Below are 18841 nucleotides of genomic sequence, written 5' to 3' on the forward strand. Positions count from 1 at the left end.
CTGACTCTTACGGCTTACGTGCTACCAACACAGCACGTAGCGGTGCAGGGTAGCCTTCGACGGTTTTGCGTGGATCATTCGGGTCGAGGAAATCGGCCAATGATTCTGTCGTCAACCAGCTTGTGCGGCGCTGCTCTTCGCTTGTGGTATAGCAATGATCCACAATTCTCACATCAACGAAGCCGCACTTTTCCAGCCAGTTTTTCAACGCTAACGCCGACGGAATGTAATACACATTGCGCATTTGCGCATAACGGTCACCCGGCACCAGCACAGTATTTTCGTCGCCTTCGACAACCAACGTTTCCAGTACCAGTTCGCCATCTTTCACCAGTTGGTTTTTCAACTGATAAAGATGATCAAGCGGAGAACGGCGGTGGTAGAGCACGCCCATCGAGAACACCGTATCAAAGATATTCAGCTCAGGAAGTTGCTCAATGCCCAGCGGCAAAACATGCGCACGTTGGTCGTTACCCAGCAGTTTACGCACGGCTTCAAACTGGCAAACGAACAACTGCATCGGGTCGATACCCACCGCCAGATGCGCACCCGCACCAATCATGCGCCAAAGGTGATAACCGCTACCGCAGCCAACATCCAGAATGGTACGCCCGGCGAGCGGGGAAATATGCGGCAGAACGCGGTCCCATTTCAGGTCAGAACGCCATTCCGTGTCGATATCCACACCGTAGAGCGAATACGGCCCTTTACGCCACGGCATCAGGTTGCGCAGCAGTTTTTCGATGCCCAGGCGTTGACCTTCGCTCAGTGGGGCTTCTGATTCCGCCGTCACGCTATGCAATAAATCCAGACGATACGGCGCAAGTTCCGGCAGGTATTCAACAGTGTTGTACCAATGTTTGAACTGTCCGTGCAGATTCTCGCGCTGCCAGGTGGCAATTTGCGCAGGCAGGGTTTCTAGCCACGGAGCCAACGGGCTTTTCGCGATAAGCTGATAAAAATTACCAAAGTCGATCATGCAGATGTTCCTGATTTCAGTGCAACCAAAGAGCCAAAGTTAAAGCACTGGAACCATAATTCTGCGTGGTCAAATCCGGCTTGTTTGAGGCGTTGTTTATGAGTTTCGACGGAGTCGGTGAGCATGACGTTTTCCAGCATGCTGCGTTTTTGGCTGATTTCCAGCTCGCTATAACCGTTGGCGCGTTTAAAGTCGTGGTGCATGTTGAACAGCAGTTCACCGACTTCGCCATCTTCAAAGCTGAACTTCTCAGACAGCACGAGCGCGCCACCGGGGTTCAGGCCTTGATAGATTTTTTCGAGCAGCAGTTTACGGTCGTCTGGCTCAAGGAATTGCAGGGTGAAGTTCAGCACTACCATTGACGCATTTTCGATAACAATATCGCGAATATCGCCTTCGATAACGTCCACCGGAGTTTGCGCTTTAAACGCGTCGAGATGACGGCGACAGCGTTCGACCATTGCTGGTGAGTTGTCTACCGCGATAATTTTGCAGTTATCATGATGAATGTTGCGACGCACCGACAAGGTTGCCGCGCCAAGGGAACAGCCGAGATCATAAACCTGGCTACCCGGTGCCACAAAGCGCTCCGCCAGCATGCCAATCATCGAAATAATGTTGGAATAGCCGGGCACCGATCGTTGAATCATATCGGGGAAAACTTCTGCTACACGTTCATCAAAAGTCCAGTCACCTAATTTGGCGATGGGGGCGGAAAACAGCGTATCGCGGTCAGACATAATGTTAAATCCGGAAATTCGAAATTTCGAAAGGGGCATATTTTGCGTTAATGCAGCGAGAAAACCAACTCCCATGGCATATACCACAGGTTAGCCAGCACCATCAGCAGCAAAGAACACCAGGTGGCACTCATGCCAGAACGACGCCAGGTAATTAAACGATGATGAAAACCATAAGCATGCATCAGGCGCCCGGCAATCAGCAGAAGCCCGCAAATATGCACCATCCAGGTTTCGGCACCGTTCATTTCCATCAGCAATAAAAGTAGCAATGCCACCGGGATATATTCCACGGCATTACCATGAATTCGAATCGCACTCTGAAGTTCGCTAAAACCGCCATCGCCATATGAGACGCGGTACTGCAAACGCATACGAACAACATCAAACGAGAACTTAATCAGCAACAAAGCACCCAAAACGGCATAGAGCGCGCTTACCATACTCACATCCTATAGAGATAGTTCCAGCACGCCTATGATAGCAGCGCGAACCATATGCTGTCGCTACCCCTAAAATAGGGAGTTTTGTTTTGGAATTGCCGGTTCGTTACCCAGTTCAGGGAAGGCGTGTTGCAGCCCTGGCCATAATGTATGAACCAGGTCCTGCACCAGCCCGATATCTGGCGTGTGTAAAAAGAGGTATGGCGTGGTGGTCTGTTCCCACTTTGGCAAGGTTTTAATCCAGGCGTTAAAGAACGTCAGATTCTGCTCCATATCGTCGCTGCCGATAAATCGCACCATGGGATTTTTGGCCGTCACGAGTGCGTGAACCGGAACTATAGGCTTTTTGCGTTGCGCTTCACGAATGGCTTCATTGTGAGGTTTCGCGCTGTGAACCGGGCGACTATCCAAAATCACACGATTGACGCCGCGCTCGTGCAGGCCACGATTAAGCGCTTGCTCATCAGCACTTTTATCGAAGAAAGAAGGGTGGCGAACTTCAACGCCATAGGTGAAATCTTTTGGCAACGAATCGAGGAAAATCCACAACGCGGGTAAGTCAGAAGGCCCAAAGGTAGCCGGAAGCTGCAACCAGTATTGCCCGATGCGGTTTGCCAGGGGCGACATGCGGTCGAGAAATTCGGCGGTCAAATCGCCGCACTGGCGAAGGGCTGCATTGTGGGAAATCGTCGCCGGAAATTTAAAGCAGAAGCGGAAATCATCGGAGGTCATCTCGCGCCAGCGAAGCACTATTTCTGCCTTGGGTAGGGCGTACAGCGTGGTGTTGCCTTCCACACAATTAAAGTGGCGAGCGTAATCTTCAAGAGAAGTTATGCCTAATCGCACCCATTTTGGATGCGACCATTGTGGAAGGCCAACGTAGATCACAGCGCTGCAATGACCTCTTCAGTGCTGCGAACGCGGCCAATGCGCGGGAAGATATTCGTCATGCTGCCCTGGTGTTGTTCGCTGCTGGCGGCGCTACACGCATCTTCGGCAATGACCAGGTTAAAGCCCAGTTCCCACGCGTTACGCGCGGTGGACTCCACACCGATGTTAGTCGAAATCCCACATAGCACGATGGTGTCGATACCACGGCGGCGCAGTTGGAGTTCCAGGTCGGTGCCGTAAAATGCGCCCCACTGGCGTTTAGTCACTTCGATATCACTGTCTTTTTTACCTAAAGCTTGAGGGTAAACCCACCAGTTATCAGGCAAAGAATGTGCGCCAGCCTGCGCATCAACCGGCTGCTTGAGCGCTTCGGCAAAATCTTTAGACCAGCCCACGCGGACCATAATCACCGGCGCACCCTTTGCGCGGAATTTCTCTGCCAGTTTGGCTGAACGAGCCACCACGTCCTGTGCACTGTGCGGACCGCCCGCAAATGGCAGGATGCCTTCCTGCAAATCAATAACGACGAGTGCGGTTTTGGAAGTATTCAGTTCTAACATGAGGTGACTCCGGGTCAAAATAAGGTTATCGCGTAATACCTTACGACGGAACAGGAGCGCGATAGTTTACAAATTTTGTTAATTTTTGTGAGAATAAGCTAAACGAGGCGCTTTGAAACGCGTCAGTCCTTATCTTGGGGCGTAATTTCCAGTATAATACCCCCCTTTTTTCATACCCGTCATCCTTCGAGCCGCAGGGGTGTTGGCTGCACTCATGAACCCCTGTCACTTACTTTAGTAAGCTCCTGGGGATTCATTCCCTTGCCGCCTACCTGCAACTCGAATGCTATAGGGTATACAGACAAATATAGTGGCCACCGTTGCAGGTAATGGACAGTGAGCGGCTAATTTAAGGGATATCTCATGCGTACAGTATATTGCGGGCAGCTCAATCAATCCCATGTGGGACAACAAGTAACACTGTGTGGTTGGGTCAATCGTCGTCGTGACCTCGGTAGCCTTATCTTTATTGATATGCGCGATCGCGAAGGCATCGTGCAGGTGTTTTTCGACCCGGATCGTCAGGATGCTTTCCAGCTTGCTTCCGAACTGCGTAATGAGTTCTGCATCCAAATCACCGGTACCGTTCGCCCGCGTGATGAAAAAAACATCAATAAAGATATGGCAACGGGTGCGGTAGAAGTCTTCGCCACCGATTTGACCATCATCAACCGTTCCGAAGCGCTGCCGCTGGACTCTAACCACGTCAACACTGAAGAAGCGCGCTTGAAATTCCGTTACCTGGATCTGCGTCGCCCTGAAATGGCGAACCGCCTGAAGACCCGTGCGAAAATCACCAGCTTCGTGCGCCGCTTTATGGATGACCACGGTTTCCTGGATATCGAAACCCCAATGCTGACCAAAGCCACGCCGGAAGGTGCGCGTGACTACCTGGTGCCGAGCCGTGTGCATAAAGGCAAATTCTACGCGTTGCCGCAATCCCCTCAGCTGTTCAAACAGCTGCTGATGATGTCCGGTTTTGACCGTTACTATCAGATTGTTAAGTGCTTCCGTGATGAAGACTTACGTGCTGACCGTCAGCCTGAATTTACTCAAATCGACGTCGAAACTTCCTTCATGACCGCGCCACAAGTGCGTGAAGTGATGGAAAAACTGGTGCGCGATCTGTGGCTGGATGTGAAAAACGTCGATCTGGGCGATTTCCCAATCATGACTTTCGCAGAAGCGGAGCGTCGTTACGGTTCAGACAAACCAGATTTGCGTAACCCAATGGAGCTGGTGGACGTTGCTGACCTGCTCAAAGACGTTGAGTTTAAAGTCTTCGCGGGCCCGGCAAATGATGCTAAAGGCCGCGTTGCAGCGCTGCGAGTGCCAGGTGGCGCACAGTTAAGCCGTAAACAGATTGACGACTACGGCAAGTTCATTGAGATTTACGGCGCGAAAGGGCTGGCTTACATCAAAGTGAACGAGCGTGCGAAAGGCATCGAAGGTATCACTAGCCCTGTGGCTAAGTTCCTGAATGCTGAAATCGTTGAAGCTATTCTGGAGCGTACTGGTGCGCAAGATGGCGACATGATCTTCTTCGGCGCAGACAGCAAAAAAGTAGTTGCCGATGCACTTGGCGCGTTACGCCTGAAAATCGGTAAAGATCTGAGCATCACCGATGAAAAAGCATGGGCACCACTGTGGGTTATCGACTTCCCTATGTTTGAAGACAACGGCGAAGGCGGCCTGACCGCAATGCACCACCCGTTCACCGCCCCGAAAGATATGTCCCCGGAAGAACTGGCGGCAGATCCAGAAGCGGCTGTGGCAAACGCCTACGATATGGTTATCAACGGTTACGAAGTTGGCGGCGGTTCCGTACGTATCCACAACGGCCAGATGCAACAGACTGTGTTCGGCATTCTGGGTATCACGGAAGAAGACCAGCGCGAAAAGTTTGGCTTCCTGCTCGACGCCCTGAAATACGGTACACCGCCACACGCGGGCCTGGCGTTTGGTCTGGATCGTCTGACTATGCTGTTGACCGGCACCGACAACATCCGTGATGTTATCGCGTTCCCTAAAACTACAGCAGCAGCGTGTCTGATGACCGAAGCACCAAGCTTCGCCAACCCAACAGCGCTGGCTGAACTGGGTGTGGCAGTGATTAAAAAGGCTGAGAAAGAATAAATGGCCTTTAAGCCTCCCGTTTCGGTGTTAGTGGTCATTTATGCTCAAGACACCGGACGGGTGCTCATGTTACAGCGGCGCGACGATCCTGAATTCTGGCAGTCGGTTACCGGCAGCATAGAAGAAGGTGAAACCGCGTTGTATGCCGCGCAGCGTGAAGTAAAGGAAGAGGTCGATATCGACGTTGAGTCAGAGCATCTGACCTTGAATGACTGCCAACGCTGCGTGGAATTCGAGATTTTTACACATTTGCGTCATCGCTATGCGCCGGGCATTACGCGCAACACAGAATATTGGTTCTGTCTTGCGCTGCCAAACGAACGCCAGATAACCATTTCGGAACATCTGGCCTGGGAGTGGACGGACGCACCAGCTGCGGCGGCTATGACTAAGTCGTGGAGCAACCGGCAGGCGATTGAAGAGTTTGTAATTAATGCTGCCGCCAGGTAGCCATTTTGGAGATATTTTTATGGCAGGTCATAGTAAGTGGGCCAACACAAAGCACCGCAAAGCAGCGCAGGATTCCAAACGCGGTAAAATTTTCACCAAAATTATCCGTGAGCTGGTAACAGCAGCCCGTCTGGGCGGTGGTGATCCGGGTTCTAACCCACGTCTGCGTGCAGCGATTGATAAAGCGTTATCCAACAACATGACGCGTGACACCTTAAACCGTGCGATCGCACGTGGTGTGGGTGGCGATGAAGATACCAACATGGAAACCATCATCTATGAAGGTTACGGTCCGGGTGGTTCTGCGGTCATGGTTGAATGTCTGAGTGACAACCGTAACCGTACCGTGGCAGAAGTGCGTCACGCGTTCAATAAATGTGGCGGCAACCTGGGAACTGACGGTTCTGTAGCTTATCTGTTCACCAAAAAAGGTGTTATCTCTTATGCCCCAGGCAAAGATGAAGACACCGTGATGGAAGCGGCGCTGGAAGCGGGTGCTGAAGATGTTGTCTCTTATGACGACGGCGCAATTGACGTGTTCACCGCATGGGAAGAAATGGGTGCGGTACGTGACGCGCTTGAAGCTGCAGGCCTGAAAGCCGACGAAGCAGAAATTTCTATGATCCCATCTACCAAAGCGGATATGGACGCAGAAACTGCACCGAAACTGATGCGCCTTATCGACATGTTGGAAGATTGCGATGACGTGCAAGAGGTTTATCACAACGGCGAGATCTCTGACGAGGTTGCGGCAACTCTGTAATGGCGATCATTCTCGGTATTGACCCGGGATCGCGCGTCACCGGTTATGGCGTTATTCGCCAGACCGGACGGCAGCTTACCTATTTGGGTAGCGGCTGTATCCGTACTCAGGTGACCGACTTACCCTCGCGTTTGAAGCTTATCTACGCGGGGGTGAGCGAAATTATTACCCAGTTCCAGCCAGAATATTTCGCCATCGAATCGGTATTTATGGCGAAGAATGCAGATTCTGCTTTGAAACTCGGTCAGGCTCGTGGGGCGGCGATTGTCGCCGCCGTAAACCATGATTTGCCGGTGTTTGAGTATGCTGCTCGTCAGGTAAAACAGACGGTGGTGGGCATCGGTAGTGCGGAGAAAAGCCAGGTGCAACATATGGTGCGCACCTTGCTGAAACTCTCCGCGAATCCGCAAGCGGATGCGGCAGATGCGCTGGCAATTGCTATCACGCATTGCCACGTGACGCAGAACTCGATGCAGATGAGCGATACGCGGCTTAATTTGTCGCGGGGACGATTAAAATAAATATGGCTGGATATTCATCCAGCCTTTTTTATATGATAAGCAAAATTTTTGGCATAACCGCTAAACGCAGGAGCATATTGTGATTGGTCGACTCAGAGGCATCATCCTTGAAAAACAGCCGCCGCTGGTACTTATGGAAGTCGGTGGCGTGGGGTACGAAGTCCATATGCCGATGACCTGTTTCTATGAACTCCCGGAAATCGGTAAAGAAGCGGTGGTGTTTACCCAGTTTGTGGTGCGTGAAGACGCGCAGTTGCTCTACGGTTTCAATAACAAACAAGAACGCACGCTGTTCCGCGAGCTGATTAAAGTCAATGGCGTCGGCCCGAAACTGGCACTCGCTATTCTTTCTGGTATGTCGGCACAACAGTTTGTGAACGCCGTCGAGCGTGAAGAGATTGGCTCGCTGGTTAAGCTGCCTGGCGTGGGTAAGAAGACCGCCGAGCGCTTAATTGTTGAGATGAAAGACCGCTTCAAAGGCATGCATGGCGATCTGTTTACCCCGGCATCAGATCTGGTATTGACTGCACCGGAAAGTGGAGTCACTGACGACGCTGAACAGGAAGCAGTTGCCGCACTGGTATCGCTGGGCTATAAACCACAAGAAGCGAGTCGTATGGTGAGCAAAGTAGGCAAAGCGGGTGCCGATTGTGAAACCCTGATCCGCGAAGCGCTCCGTGCCGCACTTTGAAGCCCCTGAGGTAGAGAAAGGATGATTGAAGCAGACCGTCTGGTATCGCCAGACACCATCACCCCTGATGAGTTAATTGACCGCGCAATTCGCCCGCGTTTCCTGGCGGATTATGTCGGCCAGTCGCAGGTCACATCGCAAATGGAGATTTTCATCCAGGCGGCGAAACTGCGTGGGGATGCGCTCGATCATCTGTTAATTTTCGGCCCGCCAGGGTTGGGTAAAACGACGCTGGCGAATATTGTCGCCAATGAAATGGGTGTGAATCTGCGAACCACTTCCGGCCCGGTGCTGGAAAAAGCAGGGGATTTGGCAGCCATGCTGACCAATCTTGAACCCCATGACGTTCTCTTTATCGATGAAATCCACCGTTTATCGCCCGTTGTTGAAGAAGTGCTGTATCCAGCAATGGAAGATTATCAGCTCGATATCATGATTGGTGAAGGCCCGGCGGCACGTTCGATTAAAATTGATTTGCCGCCTTTTACCCTGATTGGCGCGACGACTCGTGCAGGCTCGTTGACTTCGCCACTGCGTGATCGTTTCGGCATTGTGCAGCGTCTGGAGTTTTACCAGGTCGCTGATTTGCAGCACATTGTAGGCCGCAGCGCGAGTGTACTGGGGCTTGAGATGAGCGAAGAGGGCGCATTCGAAGTGGCGAAACGAGCGCGTGGTACACCGCGTATTGCTAACCGCTTATTGCGCCGCGTACGTGATTTTTCGGAAGTCAGACATGATGGCACCATTAATGGTGACATTGCTTCGCAAGCGTTAGATATGCTGAACGTGGATACCGAAGGGTTTGACTATATGGACCGCAAGTTATTGCTGGCGGTGATAGACAAGTTCCTCGGTGGCCCGGTGGGGCTGGATAACCTTGCGGCTGCAATTGGGGAAGAACGGGAAACCATCGAAGATGTGCTGGAGCCATTTTTGATTCAGCAGGGCTTCCTGCAACGTACTCCTCGTGGCCGAATGGCAACACCAAGAGCCTGGACTCACTTCGGGATTGTGCCGCCCTCGTTACCATGAATCGCCATCTCCTTCTCCCTCAGGGAGAAGGTTGGGATGAGGGTTGTTTTAAGCCGCTTGCTTCTTCGCCATACTCAACACAAACAACACCGCTGAACTCAGCACGACTGAAGGCCCGGCGGGCGTGTCATAAAACGCTGAAAACGTCAGTCCACCTGTGACTGAGAGCATCCCGATAATCACTGCAAAACCTGCCATTTGCTCCGGTGTACGAGCAAAGCGACGTGCGGTTGCCGCTGGAATAATCAGTAGGGAAGTGATGATCAGCGCGCCGACAAATTTCATTGCCACACCGATAGTTAGCGCCGTTACCAGCATTAACAGCATCTTCACGCGTTGCAGATTAACCCCATCAACATGGGCCAGGTCCGGGCTAATGGTCATCGACAACAGATTTCGCCACTGCCAGAGAAGCACGCCAACGACCACGGCGACGCCCAAAGCAATAGAAATAATATCGGGCATTGTCACGGAGAGCAGATCGCCAAACAGATACGCCATCAAATCGACGCGTACGTTTGACATTAAACTGACAACCACCAGGCCAAGAGAAAGGGCACTGTGCGCCATAATGCCCAGCAACGTATCCAGTGCCAGATGCGGGCGCTTCTCAAGCCACACCAAACCCAGAGCCAGCATTAAGGTCACGGCAATCACCGCATAAAACGGATTTATATTGAGTAGCAGACCAAATGCCACGCCTAACAACGAAGCGTGGGCGAGGGTATCGCCAAAGTAGGACATCCTGCGCCAGACAACAAACGAGCCTAATGGCCCAGCGGCACACGCCAGCAAAATCCCGGCAAGCCAGCCGGGCAACAACAATTCAATCATGGCTGGCCATTCCCTCTGCGCAAAACAATACGTCCTGTAAGATCGTGACGGTGATTGTGGTGGTGACGGTAAATCCCTAATTGCTCAGCACCGCGCGCACCAAACATCGAAATAAATTCTGGATGCATCGACACCACTTCCGGAGTGCCAGAGCAGCAAATGTGGTGGTTGAGACACAACACATCATCCGTTTTTGCCATTACTAAATGCAGGTCGTGGGAAACCATCATCACTGCGCAATTTAACTCATGACGCAATTGGTCAATCAAGTTATAGAGAGCCAGTTGCCCATTAACATCAACACCCTGGGTGGGTTCATCCAACACCAGTAACTGTGGCTGATTTAATAAAGCGCGCGCCAGCAGTACACGTTGGTTCTCACCACCGGAAAGCTTTTGCATTGGGGCTTCAATCAGGTGAGCTGCCTGAACGCGTTTAAGCGCGGGCATAATATCTGCTTTTTTTACGCCTGGGCGTAAACGCATAAATCGACTCACCGTTAACGGCAGCGTGGTATCGAGATGCAGTTTTTGCGGCACATAACCTATACGCAAATCGCGGTCTCGCTTGATAACACCTTCATCCGGTGCTACCAGACCCAGCACCACGCGAACCAGCGTCGATTTTCCTGCACCATTTGGCCCCAGCAGCGTTAAAATTCTGCCAGGTTTGAGATCGAGCGAAATATCAGACAGCACGCGGCGTTGTCCGAATGAAACAGAGATATTTTCCAGTGATACCAGATTTGTCATGACAATTTCAGGGGTTGCAGAAGTTAGCGGATGTTATAATATCACACATCTCATATTCATAACGATGAAAAGTCGCATTATGTTACATAAAAACTCATTTCTTTGCGCAGCTTTAACAACTGCATTTTTGGGTGCCGCAGCCGCTCCGGCTCAGGCCGCCGTTGTTGCTTCTATCAAGCCATTAGGATTTATTGCTGCGGCAATCGCAGATGGCGTCACGCCAACTGAAGTTTTGCTGCCAGACGGTGCTTCTGAGCATGATTATGCACTTCGTCCATCTGATGTAAAACGCTTACAAAGCGCGGACTTAGTGGTGTGGGTCGGCCCAGAAATGGAAGCCTTCATGCAGAAGTCAGTCAGCCAATTAGCTGAACAAAAACAAGTGCAACTGGCGGCTTTGCCAGGCGTAAAACCGTTGCTCATGAAAGGCGACGACGATGATGACCACGGCCATGAAGGTCATGACCATTCAGCCGAAAATAGTGACGAAGATCACCATCACGGTGAATACAACATGCATATTTGGCTTTCCCCAGAGGTAGCGCGGCTGTCGGCGGTTGCAATCCACGATAAATTAGTGGAACTTATGCCCCAAAATAGAGCCAAACTAGACGCCAACTTGCAGACTTTCGAGTTAGGATTAGCCAATATCGATAAGCAAGTTGGTAGCGTGCTCGCACCGCTCAAAGGAAAAGGGTATTTCGTTTTTCACGACGCTTATGGCTACTTTGAAAAACATTACGGTCTAACGCCGCTTGGCCATTTTACCGTAAACCCTGAAATTCAGCCCGGTGCGCAGCGTTTACATGACATCAGAACACAGTTGGTTGAGCAAAAAGCCGTATGCGTTTTTGCTGAACCGCAATTCAGGCCAGCCGTCATCAATGCCGTTGCCCGTGGCACTAACGTTCGTTCCGGAACGCTGGACCCGCTGGGGATTGAGGTTAAGCTCGGCAAAGACAGCTATATGCAGTTTTTGAACGGGCTTGCGAATCAGTATGCGAGCTGCCTGAAAGGAGAATAGTGAGGAAGTGAATACGTGCAACAGATAGCCCGCTCTGTCGCCCTGGCATTCGACAATTTGTCCCGGCCCCATCGCGTTATGCTGGGGTCTCTTACAGTTCTTACACTTGCGGTCGCTGTCTGGCGACCGTACGTCTATCATCCTGAAGCCAGCCCCGTTATCAAAACCATTGAGCTTGAGAAAAACGAGATTCGCTCGTTACTTCCTGAAGCCAGTGAACCGCTTGATCAGTCCCCGGACGCCGAAGATGACACCATCCCTCAAGATGAACTCGATGATAAAACAGCGGGTGAAACCGGTGTTCATGAGTATGTTGTCTCCACAGGGGATACGCTTAGCAGCATTCTTAACCAGTACGGCATTGATATGGGCGATATCGGCCAGCTTGCCGCAGTGGATAAAGACCTGCGTAATCTGAAAATTGGTCAACAAATTTCCTGGACGCTCAACGATAACGGCGAATTACAGCGCATGACGTGGGAAATGTCGCGTCGTGAAACCCGTACTTACGACCGTTCAGGCAGTACTTTCAAACTCAGCAGTGAAATGCAGCAAGGCGAGTGGGTCAATAATGTGCTCAAAGGCACGGTTGGCGGCAGTTTTGTCAGCAGTGCGAAAGACGCCGGTTTAACCAGTGCTGAAATCAGCGCGGTTATCAAAGCTATGCAGTGGCAGATGGACTTCCGCAAACTGAAAAAAGGCGATGAATTCTCTGTCCTCATGTCCCGTGAAATGCTTGATGGAAAGCGTGAGCAAAGCCAGCTGGTCGGCGTTCGTTTGCGCAGCAGTGGTAAAGATTATTACGCCATTCGTGCGGAAGACGGTAAATTCTACGACCGTAACGGTTCCGGACTGGCTAAAGGCTTTATGCGTTTCCCAACGGCCAAGCAGTTCCGTATCTCGTCAAACTTTAACCCGCGCCGCCTCAACCCGGTAACGGGCCGTGTGGCTCCGCACAAGGGTGTTGATTTTGCGATGCCTCAGGGTACGCCAGTGCTGTCAGTGGGTGATGGCGAAGTGGTGATGGCAAAACGCAGCGGCGCTGCCGGTTATTTTGTTGCTATCCGTCACGGTCGCACTTATACCACGCGTTACATGCACCTGAAGAAACTGCTGGTTCAGCCTGGTCAAAAAGTTAAACGTGGTGATCGTATCGCGCTTTCCGGAAATACCGGGCGTTCAACTGGGCCGCATTTGCACTACGAAGTGTGGGTTAACCAGCAGGCGGTCAATCCATTAACCGCGAAACTACCGCGTACCGAAGGGCTAACCGGTTCAGATCGTAGTGATTATCTGGCGCAGGTTCGTGAAGTTACACCACAGCTTAGATTCAATTAATTAAGCTGTGTGAAAAAAGCCGGTACTCAGTGACCGGCTTTTTCTTTGTCTGATGGGCATTACCCCGCTAATATACTTACAAATTCATGTCATCAATGATTTGATGCTGTACTGAGAATATGCATGGAAAAAGCAAAAAAAAGTCACAGTGAGTTCATTCCAGAATTTCAAAACGCCTTCTTGCATCCGAAATTTTGGGGCGCCTGGTTAGGCGTTGGCGCGTTCGCTGGACTGGCAATGTTACCGCCTTCATTACGCGATCCTCTACTGGGTAAAGTAGGGTGCCTTGCCGGACGCTTTGGGAAAAGTGCCCGCCGTCGCGCGCAAATTAACTTATTGTATTGCTTCCCTGATATGCCTGAAGCAGAGCGTGAAGCGGTCATCGACGAGATGTTTGCCACCGCCCCGCAAGCGATGGTGATGATGGCGGAGCTGGCGATTAAAGGCCCGCAAAAAATCATGCCGCGTGTTGACTGGCATGGTTTAGAGATTATTGAAGAGATAAAACAACGCGAAGAGAACGTTATTTTCCTCGTTCCGCATGGTTGGGCCGTAGACATCCCCGCGATGTTATTGGCGTCCCAGGGCCAAAAAATGGCGGCGATGTTCCATAACCAGGGCAACCCGCTTTTTGACTATATGTGGAATACCGTGCGCCGTCGTTTTGGTGGACGTTTGCACGCGCGTAACGATGGGATTAAGCCGTTTATTAGCTCGGTGCGTCAGGGGTACTGGGGATATTATCTTCCCGATCAGGATCATGGCGCGGAGCACAGCGAATTTGTGGATTTCTTCGGGACTTATAAAGCCACACTGCCAGCCATTGGGCGTTTAATGAAAGTGTCGCGTGCACGGGTAGTGCCACTTTTCCCGGTGTACAACGGGAAAACGCATCGTCTGGATATTTATATTCGCCCGCCGATGGATGATTTACTTGAAGCCGATGACAACACCATTGCCCGGCGCATGAACGAAGAAGTCGAAATTTTAGTGGGACCAAATCTTGAGCAGTACACCTGGATTTTAAAACTGCTTAAAACCCGCAAAGAGGGGGAGACCGAACCCTACCAGCGTAAAGAGTTGTATCCTAAGAAATAAAGAATAAGAAATGATAAAGGGGCCAATCGGCCCCTTTTGCTTTTATGCTGTGGATGAATTACTCAACACACAGAATACGCGTGGTGTTGGTGGTACCAATGGTACTCATTACATCACCCTGGGTAACGATAACCAGATCGCCAGAAACCAGGTAGCCTTTGTCGCGCAGCAGATTGACCGCATCGGTTGCGGCAATAACGCCGTCGCTGGTGCTGTCGAAATACACAGGCGTAACGCCGCGGTACAAAGAGGTGAGGTTCAGTGTGCGCTCATGGCGAGACATAGCGAAGATTGGCAAACCGGAGCTGATACGTGAAGTCATCAATGCGGTGCGGCCAGACTCGGTCATGGTGATGATGGCAGTCACACCTTTCAGGTGGTTTGCTGCATACATTGCAGACATCGCAATGGCTTCTTCTGTATTGTCGAACTGAACGTCCAGGCGGTGCTTAGAAACGTTGATGCTTGGGATTTTCTCAGCGCCCAGGCAAACACGCGCCATCGCAGCAACGGTTTCAGCCGGATATTGACCTGCCGCCGTTTCAGCAGACAGCATTACCGCATCTGTACCATCCAGAACGGCGTTCGCTACGTCCATAACTTCTGCACGAGTTGGCATTGGGTTGGTAATCATCGACTCCATCATTTGAGTCGCAGTGATAACCGCACGGTTCAGCTTACGCGCGCGGCGAATCAGAGTCTTTTGAATACCGACCAGCTCAGGATCGCCGATTTCAACACCCAGGTCGCCACGAGCAACCATTACTACGTCGGAGGCCAGGATAACATCGTCCATCGCGGCTTCGCTGCAAACGGCTTCTGCACGTTCGACTTTCGCAACAATCTTCGCGTCACAACCTGCATCACGCGCCAGACGGCGAGCGTAGTTAATGTCTTCACCACAGCGAGGGAAAGAAACCGCCAGATAATCGACGCCGATTTTTGCCGCAGTCAAAATGTCGGCTTTGTCTTTGTCGGTCAGCGCTTCAGCGGACAGGCCGCCACCCAGCTTGTTGATACCTTTATTATTCGACAGCGGGCCACCCACGGTGACTTCTGTAAACACTTTCATACCCTGAACTTCAAGGACTTTTAACTGAACGCGACCATCATCAAGCAGCAGGATATCGCCGGTCACGACGTCAGCAGGCAAACCTTTGTAGTCGATACCGACTTTTTCTTTGTCGCCTTCGCCTTTGCCCAGGTTGGCATCAAGCAGGAATTTATCACCAATATTAAGGAAGACTTTGCCTTCTTTAAAAGTGGATACACGAATTTTTGGTCCTTGCAAATCGCCCAGAATAGCGACATGACGACCCAGTTTCGCGGCAATTTCACGAACTTTATCAGCACGGATCTGATGATCTTCTGCGGTGCCATGTGAAAAGTTCATACGCACCACGTTTGCGCCAGCAGCGATAATCTTTTCCAGATTATTGTCGCGGTCGGTAGCTGGGCCTAAAGTGGTAACGATTTTGGTTCTACGTAGCCGTCTGGACATGTATTACTCCGTTGACTGAAACAACTTTGGTGTTGCGTTAACAAAAAATTCGGTGAGTCAGGGTGCTTGAAAATTTCAAAACAACAACTTAACCGAATGACCTAAAAAGTTACAGCTTTGTTATAAAAACTTAGGTATTTTCGCCAGAGACGAACATACCCTTATCAAAACGCGATTCCTTGAGCGCTTCTTTGACTCGCTTCAAGTTATCTCTGAATTTTGCGCCACGACGTAATGTAAAACCGGTCGCCAGCACATCTATTACTGTTAGCTGCGCCAGTCGTGACACCATTGGCATATAGATATCGGTATCTTCAGGAACGTCGAGTAATAAAGAAAGCGTGGCCTCGCGAGCCAGTGGCGAACCTTCGGACGTTATCGCCAGTACAATGGCGTCGTTTTCCCGCGCCAGTTGGGCAAGTTCAACCAGGTTTTTTGTCCGACCGGTGTGCGAAATAAGGACAACGACATCTTCTTCGCTGCAATTCATGCAGCTCATGCGCTGTAAAACGACATCGTCGGAATAGATGACGGGGACATTGAAACGGAAGAATTTGTTCATGGCGTCATGTGCAACGGCGGCAGAGGAACCCAAACCAAAAAAGGCGATTTTTTTTGCCTGGGTGAGTAAATCTACAGCGCGATTGACCGCTGCCATATCCAGCGATTGCCTGACCTGGTCAAGACTCGCCATTGCAGATTCGAAAATTTTGCCGGTATAGGCTTCAACGCTATCGTCTTCGTCAACATTCCGGTTTACATAAGGTGTGCCATTCGCCAGACTTTGGGCTAAATGTAATTTAAAATCCGGGAAGCCCTTAGTTTCCAGACGGCGGCAGAAGCGGTTGACGGTCGGTTCACTGACTTCAGCACTGCGGGCGAGGGTGGCAATGCTTGAGTGAATGGCATCTTGTGGTGCGGTAAGAATCACTTCTGCGACTTTACGTTCTGATTTGCTAAGGTGTTCCAGTTGGGACTGGATTTTGTCCAGCATATTCATAGGTGTCCGGCACTCATGGATTTTGTCGATTTCAGCAATTGGAGAAATCGCAGCACGATTTAGCAAGAATATACTCTTGCCACTCCGTGAAGGGGCAAGTTAATCAGGGTAATGATGTTGTTTTTTTTCATTACATGATCAGTGTCTAACTTTAGGCACGATAGACATCGACAACAAGTCGTCAGAAAATTCACGATACATCGCCGTGAAATGGCACTGGTGGCCAAATCTTGCTCATGAATGCGATCAAATAATGCCTGAAGACTTACCTGGATTCATCAAAAGCAGTACATTGTTCTGTAATAAAATTACAAGAGCGACTCGGTACTAGATACCTGAAACGAGGAGAATAGACATGGCGGTAACGCAGACAGCTCAGGCATGTGACCTGGTGATTTTCGGTGCAAAAGGCGACCTTGCGCGTCGGAAACTGCTGCCATCCCTGTATCAGCTAGAAAAAGCGGGGCAAATCCACCCGGATACACGCATCCTGGGTGTGGGCCGCGCTGAGTGGGATAAAGAGGCTTATACCAAAGTTGTGCGCGAAGCGATTGAAACCTTCATGAAGGAAAAGATCGACGAAAGCCTGTGGGACAAGTTGAGCAGCCGTCTGGATTTTTGCAATCTGGATGTCAACGACACTGCCGCTTTTACCAAACTCGGTAAGATGCTCGATCAGCAAAATCGCGTCACCATCAACTACTTTGCGATGCCACCGAATACCTTTGGCGCAATCTGTAAAGGTCTGGGCAAGGCGAAGCTGAATGCTAAACCTGCGCGTGTCGTGATGGAAAAACCACTGGGTACTTCGCTTGCGACTTCTCAGGAAATCAACAACCAGGTTGGTGAGTATTTTGAGGAATGCCAGGTTTACCGTATCGACCATTACTTAGGTAAAGAAACGGTTCTGAACCTGTTGGCGCTACGTTTTGCTAACTCCTTGTTTGCGAATAACTGGGATAACAAAACTATCGATCACGTGGAAATCACTGTGGCCGAAGAAGTGGGGATTGAAGGGCGCTGGGGTTACTTTGATCAGGCCGGGCAGATGCGCGACATGATTCAAAACCACCTGCTGCAAATTCTGTGCATGATTGCCATGTCTCCGCCATCAGACCTTACCGCTGACCATATCCGCGACGAGAAAGTAAAAGTCCTGCAATCTCTGCGCCGTATCGATCGCAGTAATGTGCGTGAGAAAACCGTACGCGGCCAATACTCCGCAGGTTTTGCGCAAGGTAAAAAAGTCCCAGGTTATCTGGAAGAAGAAGGGGCGAACAAAAGCAGCAGCACTGAAACTTTTGTCGCTATCCGCGTAGATATCGACAACTGGCGTTGGGCCGGTGTGCCATTCTACCTGCGTACCGGTAAGCGTCTGCCGACTAAATGTTCTGAAGTCGTGGTCTATTTCAAAAGCCCATCTTTAAACCTGTTTAAAGATTCCTGGCAGGATCTGCCGCAGAACAAGCTCACTATTCGTCTGCAACCGGATGAAGGCGTGGATATTCAGGTGCTTAACAAGGTTCCAGGGCTTGAGCACAAGCACAACCTGCAAACCACTAAGCTTGATTTGAGCTACTCCGAAACCTTCAACGAATCACATCTGGCAGATGCTTACGAGCGCCTGTTGCTGGAAACCATGCGTGGGATTCAGGCACTGTTCGTGCGTCGTGATGAAGTAGAAGAAGCGTGGAAATGGGTCGACTCCATCACTGAAGCATGGGCTGCCGATAACGATGCACCGAAGCCGTACCAGGCCGGTACCTGGGGGCCAGTTGCCTCAGTTGCGATGATCACCCGTGATGGGCGTTCGTGGAACGAGTTCGAATAAATCTCCGTCATCCTTCGAGTTGCCTCTTCGTTGGCTTTCCTCGCTCACCCCAGTCACTTACTTGTGTAAGCTCCTGGGGATTCGCTGCGTCGCCGCCTCAATGCAACTCGAATGATTTAGGAGATTAAACTCCTCGGATTTGGCAAAAATCGTGTAACAAATGATTCATATTTTACCGGTAACATGATCTAACACCAAAGTGGTGCAAATTTTTTAATTTAAAAGCCCTGACTGGATTCACCAGCAGGGCTTTTTTA

The 18841-nt window shown here is 50.8% G+C and carries 19 protein-coding genes; 10 read left to right on the top strand and 9 right to left on the bottom strand.

All coding sequences use genetic code 11. From position 1 onward, the window contains the following. Positions 1-7 precede the first annotated feature (7 nt). The 5 genes from cmoB to M2371_RS03555 form a co-directional block, all read right to left on the bottom strand. Positions 8-979: a tRNA 5-methoxyuridine(34)/uridine 5-oxyacetic acid(34) synthase CmoB gene (gene cmoB / locus M2371_RS03535; protein ID WP_034496023.1), complete on the bottom strand. Its 972-nt coding sequence runs from the start codon at positions 977-979 to the stop codon at positions 8-10. Next, positions 976-1719, bottom strand: a complete 744-nt coding sequence (cmoA, locus tag M2371_RS03540; RefSeq protein WP_259266899.1) for a carboxy-S-adenosyl-L-methionine synthase CmoA — start codon at positions 1717-1719, stop codon at positions 976-978. The genes cmoB and cmoA overlap by 4 nt, the downstream gene beginning before the upstream one ends. 47 nt (positions 1720-1766) lie before the next feature. Continuing rightward, positions 1767-2162 carry an MAPEG family protein gene (locus tag M2371_RS03545; RefSeq protein ID WP_259266900.1) on the bottom strand — a complete coding sequence of 132 codons (396 nt, stop codon included), beginning with the start codon at positions 2160-2162 and terminating at the stop codon, positions 1767-1769. A 69-nt stretch (positions 2163-2231) separates the two neighbouring features. Next, complete coding sequence (locus M2371_RS03550; protein WP_259266901.1) at positions 2232-3050, bottom strand: DUF72 domain-containing protein; 819 nt, start codon at positions 3048-3050, stop codon at positions 2232-2234. Continuing rightward, positions 3047-3613, bottom strand: coding sequence for a hydrolase (locus M2371_RS03555; protein WP_172893886.1), 567 nt, complete (start codon positions 3611-3613; stop codon positions 3047-3049). Before M2371_RS03555 ends, M2371_RS03550 begins: the two co-directional genes overlap by 4 nt. Before the next feature lie 363 nt (positions 3614-3976). Here M2371_RS03555 and aspS point away from each other — a divergent pair, with 363 nt between their 5' ends. The 6 genes from aspS (at position 3977) to ruvB (ending at position 9206) form a co-directional block, all read left to right on the top strand. Further along, positions 3977-5749 (top strand): aspartate--tRNA ligase, encoded by a 1773-nt coding sequence (gene aspS, locus M2371_RS03560; RefSeq protein ID WP_259266902.1) that lies wholly within the window; start codon positions 3977-3979, stop codon positions 5747-5749. Continuing rightward, positions 5750-6199, top strand: a complete 450-nt coding sequence (nudB, locus tag M2371_RS03565) for a dihydroneopterin triphosphate diphosphatase (RefSeq protein WP_034496013.1) — start codon at positions 5750-5752, stop codon at positions 6197-6199. It begins immediately after the preceding gene. Between the two features lie 19 nt (positions 6200-6218). Further along, complete coding sequence (locus M2371_RS03570) at positions 6219-6962, top strand: YebC/PmpR family DNA-binding transcriptional regulator (protein ID WP_034496310.1); 744 nt, start codon at positions 6219-6221, stop codon at positions 6960-6962. After that, positions 6962-7483: a crossover junction endodeoxyribonuclease RuvC gene (gene ruvC / locus M2371_RS03575; protein WP_034496011.1), complete on the top strand. Its 522-nt coding sequence runs from the start codon at positions 6962-6964 to the stop codon at positions 7481-7483. Before M2371_RS03570 ends, ruvC begins: the two co-directional genes overlap by 1 nt. 79 nt (positions 7484-7562) lie before the next feature. Then, a complete protein-coding gene (ruvA, locus tag M2371_RS03580; RefSeq protein ID WP_034496009.1) occupies positions 7563-8174 on the top strand; it encodes a Holliday junction branch migration protein RuvA in 612 nt (203 codons plus the stop codon). A 21-nt stretch (positions 8175-8195) separates the two neighbouring features. Continuing rightward, positions 8196-9206 (top strand): Holliday junction branch migration DNA helicase RuvB, encoded by a 1011-nt coding sequence (ruvB, locus tag M2371_RS03585; RefSeq protein WP_259266903.1) that lies wholly within the window; start codon positions 8196-8198, stop codon positions 9204-9206. A 48-nt stretch (positions 9207-9254) separates the two neighbouring features. Here the strand turns inward: ruvB and znuB are convergent, their stop codons facing one another. Both znuB and znuC read right to left on the bottom strand, forming a co-directional pair. Beyond that, positions 9255-10040, bottom strand: coding sequence for a zinc ABC transporter permease subunit ZnuB (znuB, locus tag M2371_RS03590; protein ID WP_034496005.1), 786 nt, complete (start codon positions 10038-10040; stop codon positions 9255-9257). Beyond that, the gene (znuC, locus tag M2371_RS03595; protein ID WP_259266904.1) at positions 10037-10792 is read right to left on the bottom strand and encodes a zinc ABC transporter ATP-binding protein ZnuC; all 756 of its coding nucleotides are present in this window, start codon (positions 10790-10792) and stop codon (positions 10037-10039) included. Before znuC ends, znuB begins: the two co-directional genes overlap by 4 nt. Before the next feature lie 79 nt (positions 10793-10871). Between znuC and znuA the strand changes: the two genes are divergently transcribed. The 3 genes from znuA to lpxM all read left to right on the top strand — a co-directional run bounded on the left by znuA (position 10872) and on the right by lpxM (position 14252). After that, positions 10872-11816, top strand: a complete 945-nt coding sequence (znuA, locus tag M2371_RS03600; RefSeq protein WP_259266905.1) for a zinc ABC transporter substrate-binding protein ZnuA — start codon at positions 10872-10874, stop codon at positions 11814-11816. A 15-nt stretch (positions 11817-11831) separates the two neighbouring features. Beyond that, a complete protein-coding gene (mepM, locus tag M2371_RS03605; RefSeq protein WP_115628154.1) occupies positions 11832-13154 on the top strand; it encodes a murein DD-endopeptidase MepM in 1323 nt (440 codons plus the stop codon). A gap of 123 nt (positions 13155-13277) precedes the next feature. Further along, positions 13278-14252: a lauroyl-Kdo(2)-lipid IV(A) myristoyltransferase gene (gene lpxM / locus M2371_RS03610; RefSeq protein ID WP_259266906.1), complete on the top strand. Its 975-nt coding sequence runs from the start codon at positions 13278-13280 to the stop codon at positions 14250-14252. Between the two features lie 58 nt (positions 14253-14310). Here lpxM and pyk read toward each other — a convergent pair whose 3' ends face one another. After that, positions 14311-15753, bottom strand: a complete 1443-nt coding sequence (gene pyk / locus M2371_RS03615; RefSeq protein WP_034496000.1) for a pyruvate kinase — start codon at positions 15751-15753, stop codon at positions 14311-14313. 130 nt (positions 15754-15883) lie between these two features. Further along, positions 15884-16753, bottom strand: coding sequence for a MurR/RpiR family transcriptional regulator (locus M2371_RS03620; protein WP_034495998.1), 870 nt, complete (start codon positions 16751-16753; stop codon positions 15884-15886). A 355-nt stretch (positions 16754-17108) separates the two neighbouring features. Between M2371_RS03620 and zwf the strand changes: the two genes are divergently transcribed. Continuing rightward, the gene (zwf, locus tag M2371_RS03625; protein ID WP_034495997.1) at positions 17109-18584 is read left to right on the top strand and encodes a glucose-6-phosphate dehydrogenase; all 1476 of its coding nucleotides are present in this window, start codon (positions 17109-17111) and stop codon (positions 18582-18584) included. The last annotated feature ends 257 nt before the right edge of the window (positions 18585-18841 follow it).

The sequence above is a fragment of the Buttiauxella sp. BIGb0471 genome (assembly GCF_024807715.1).
Classification (GTDB): Bacteria; Pseudomonadota; Gammaproteobacteria; order Enterobacterales; family Enterobacteriaceae; genus Buttiauxella; species Buttiauxella agrestis.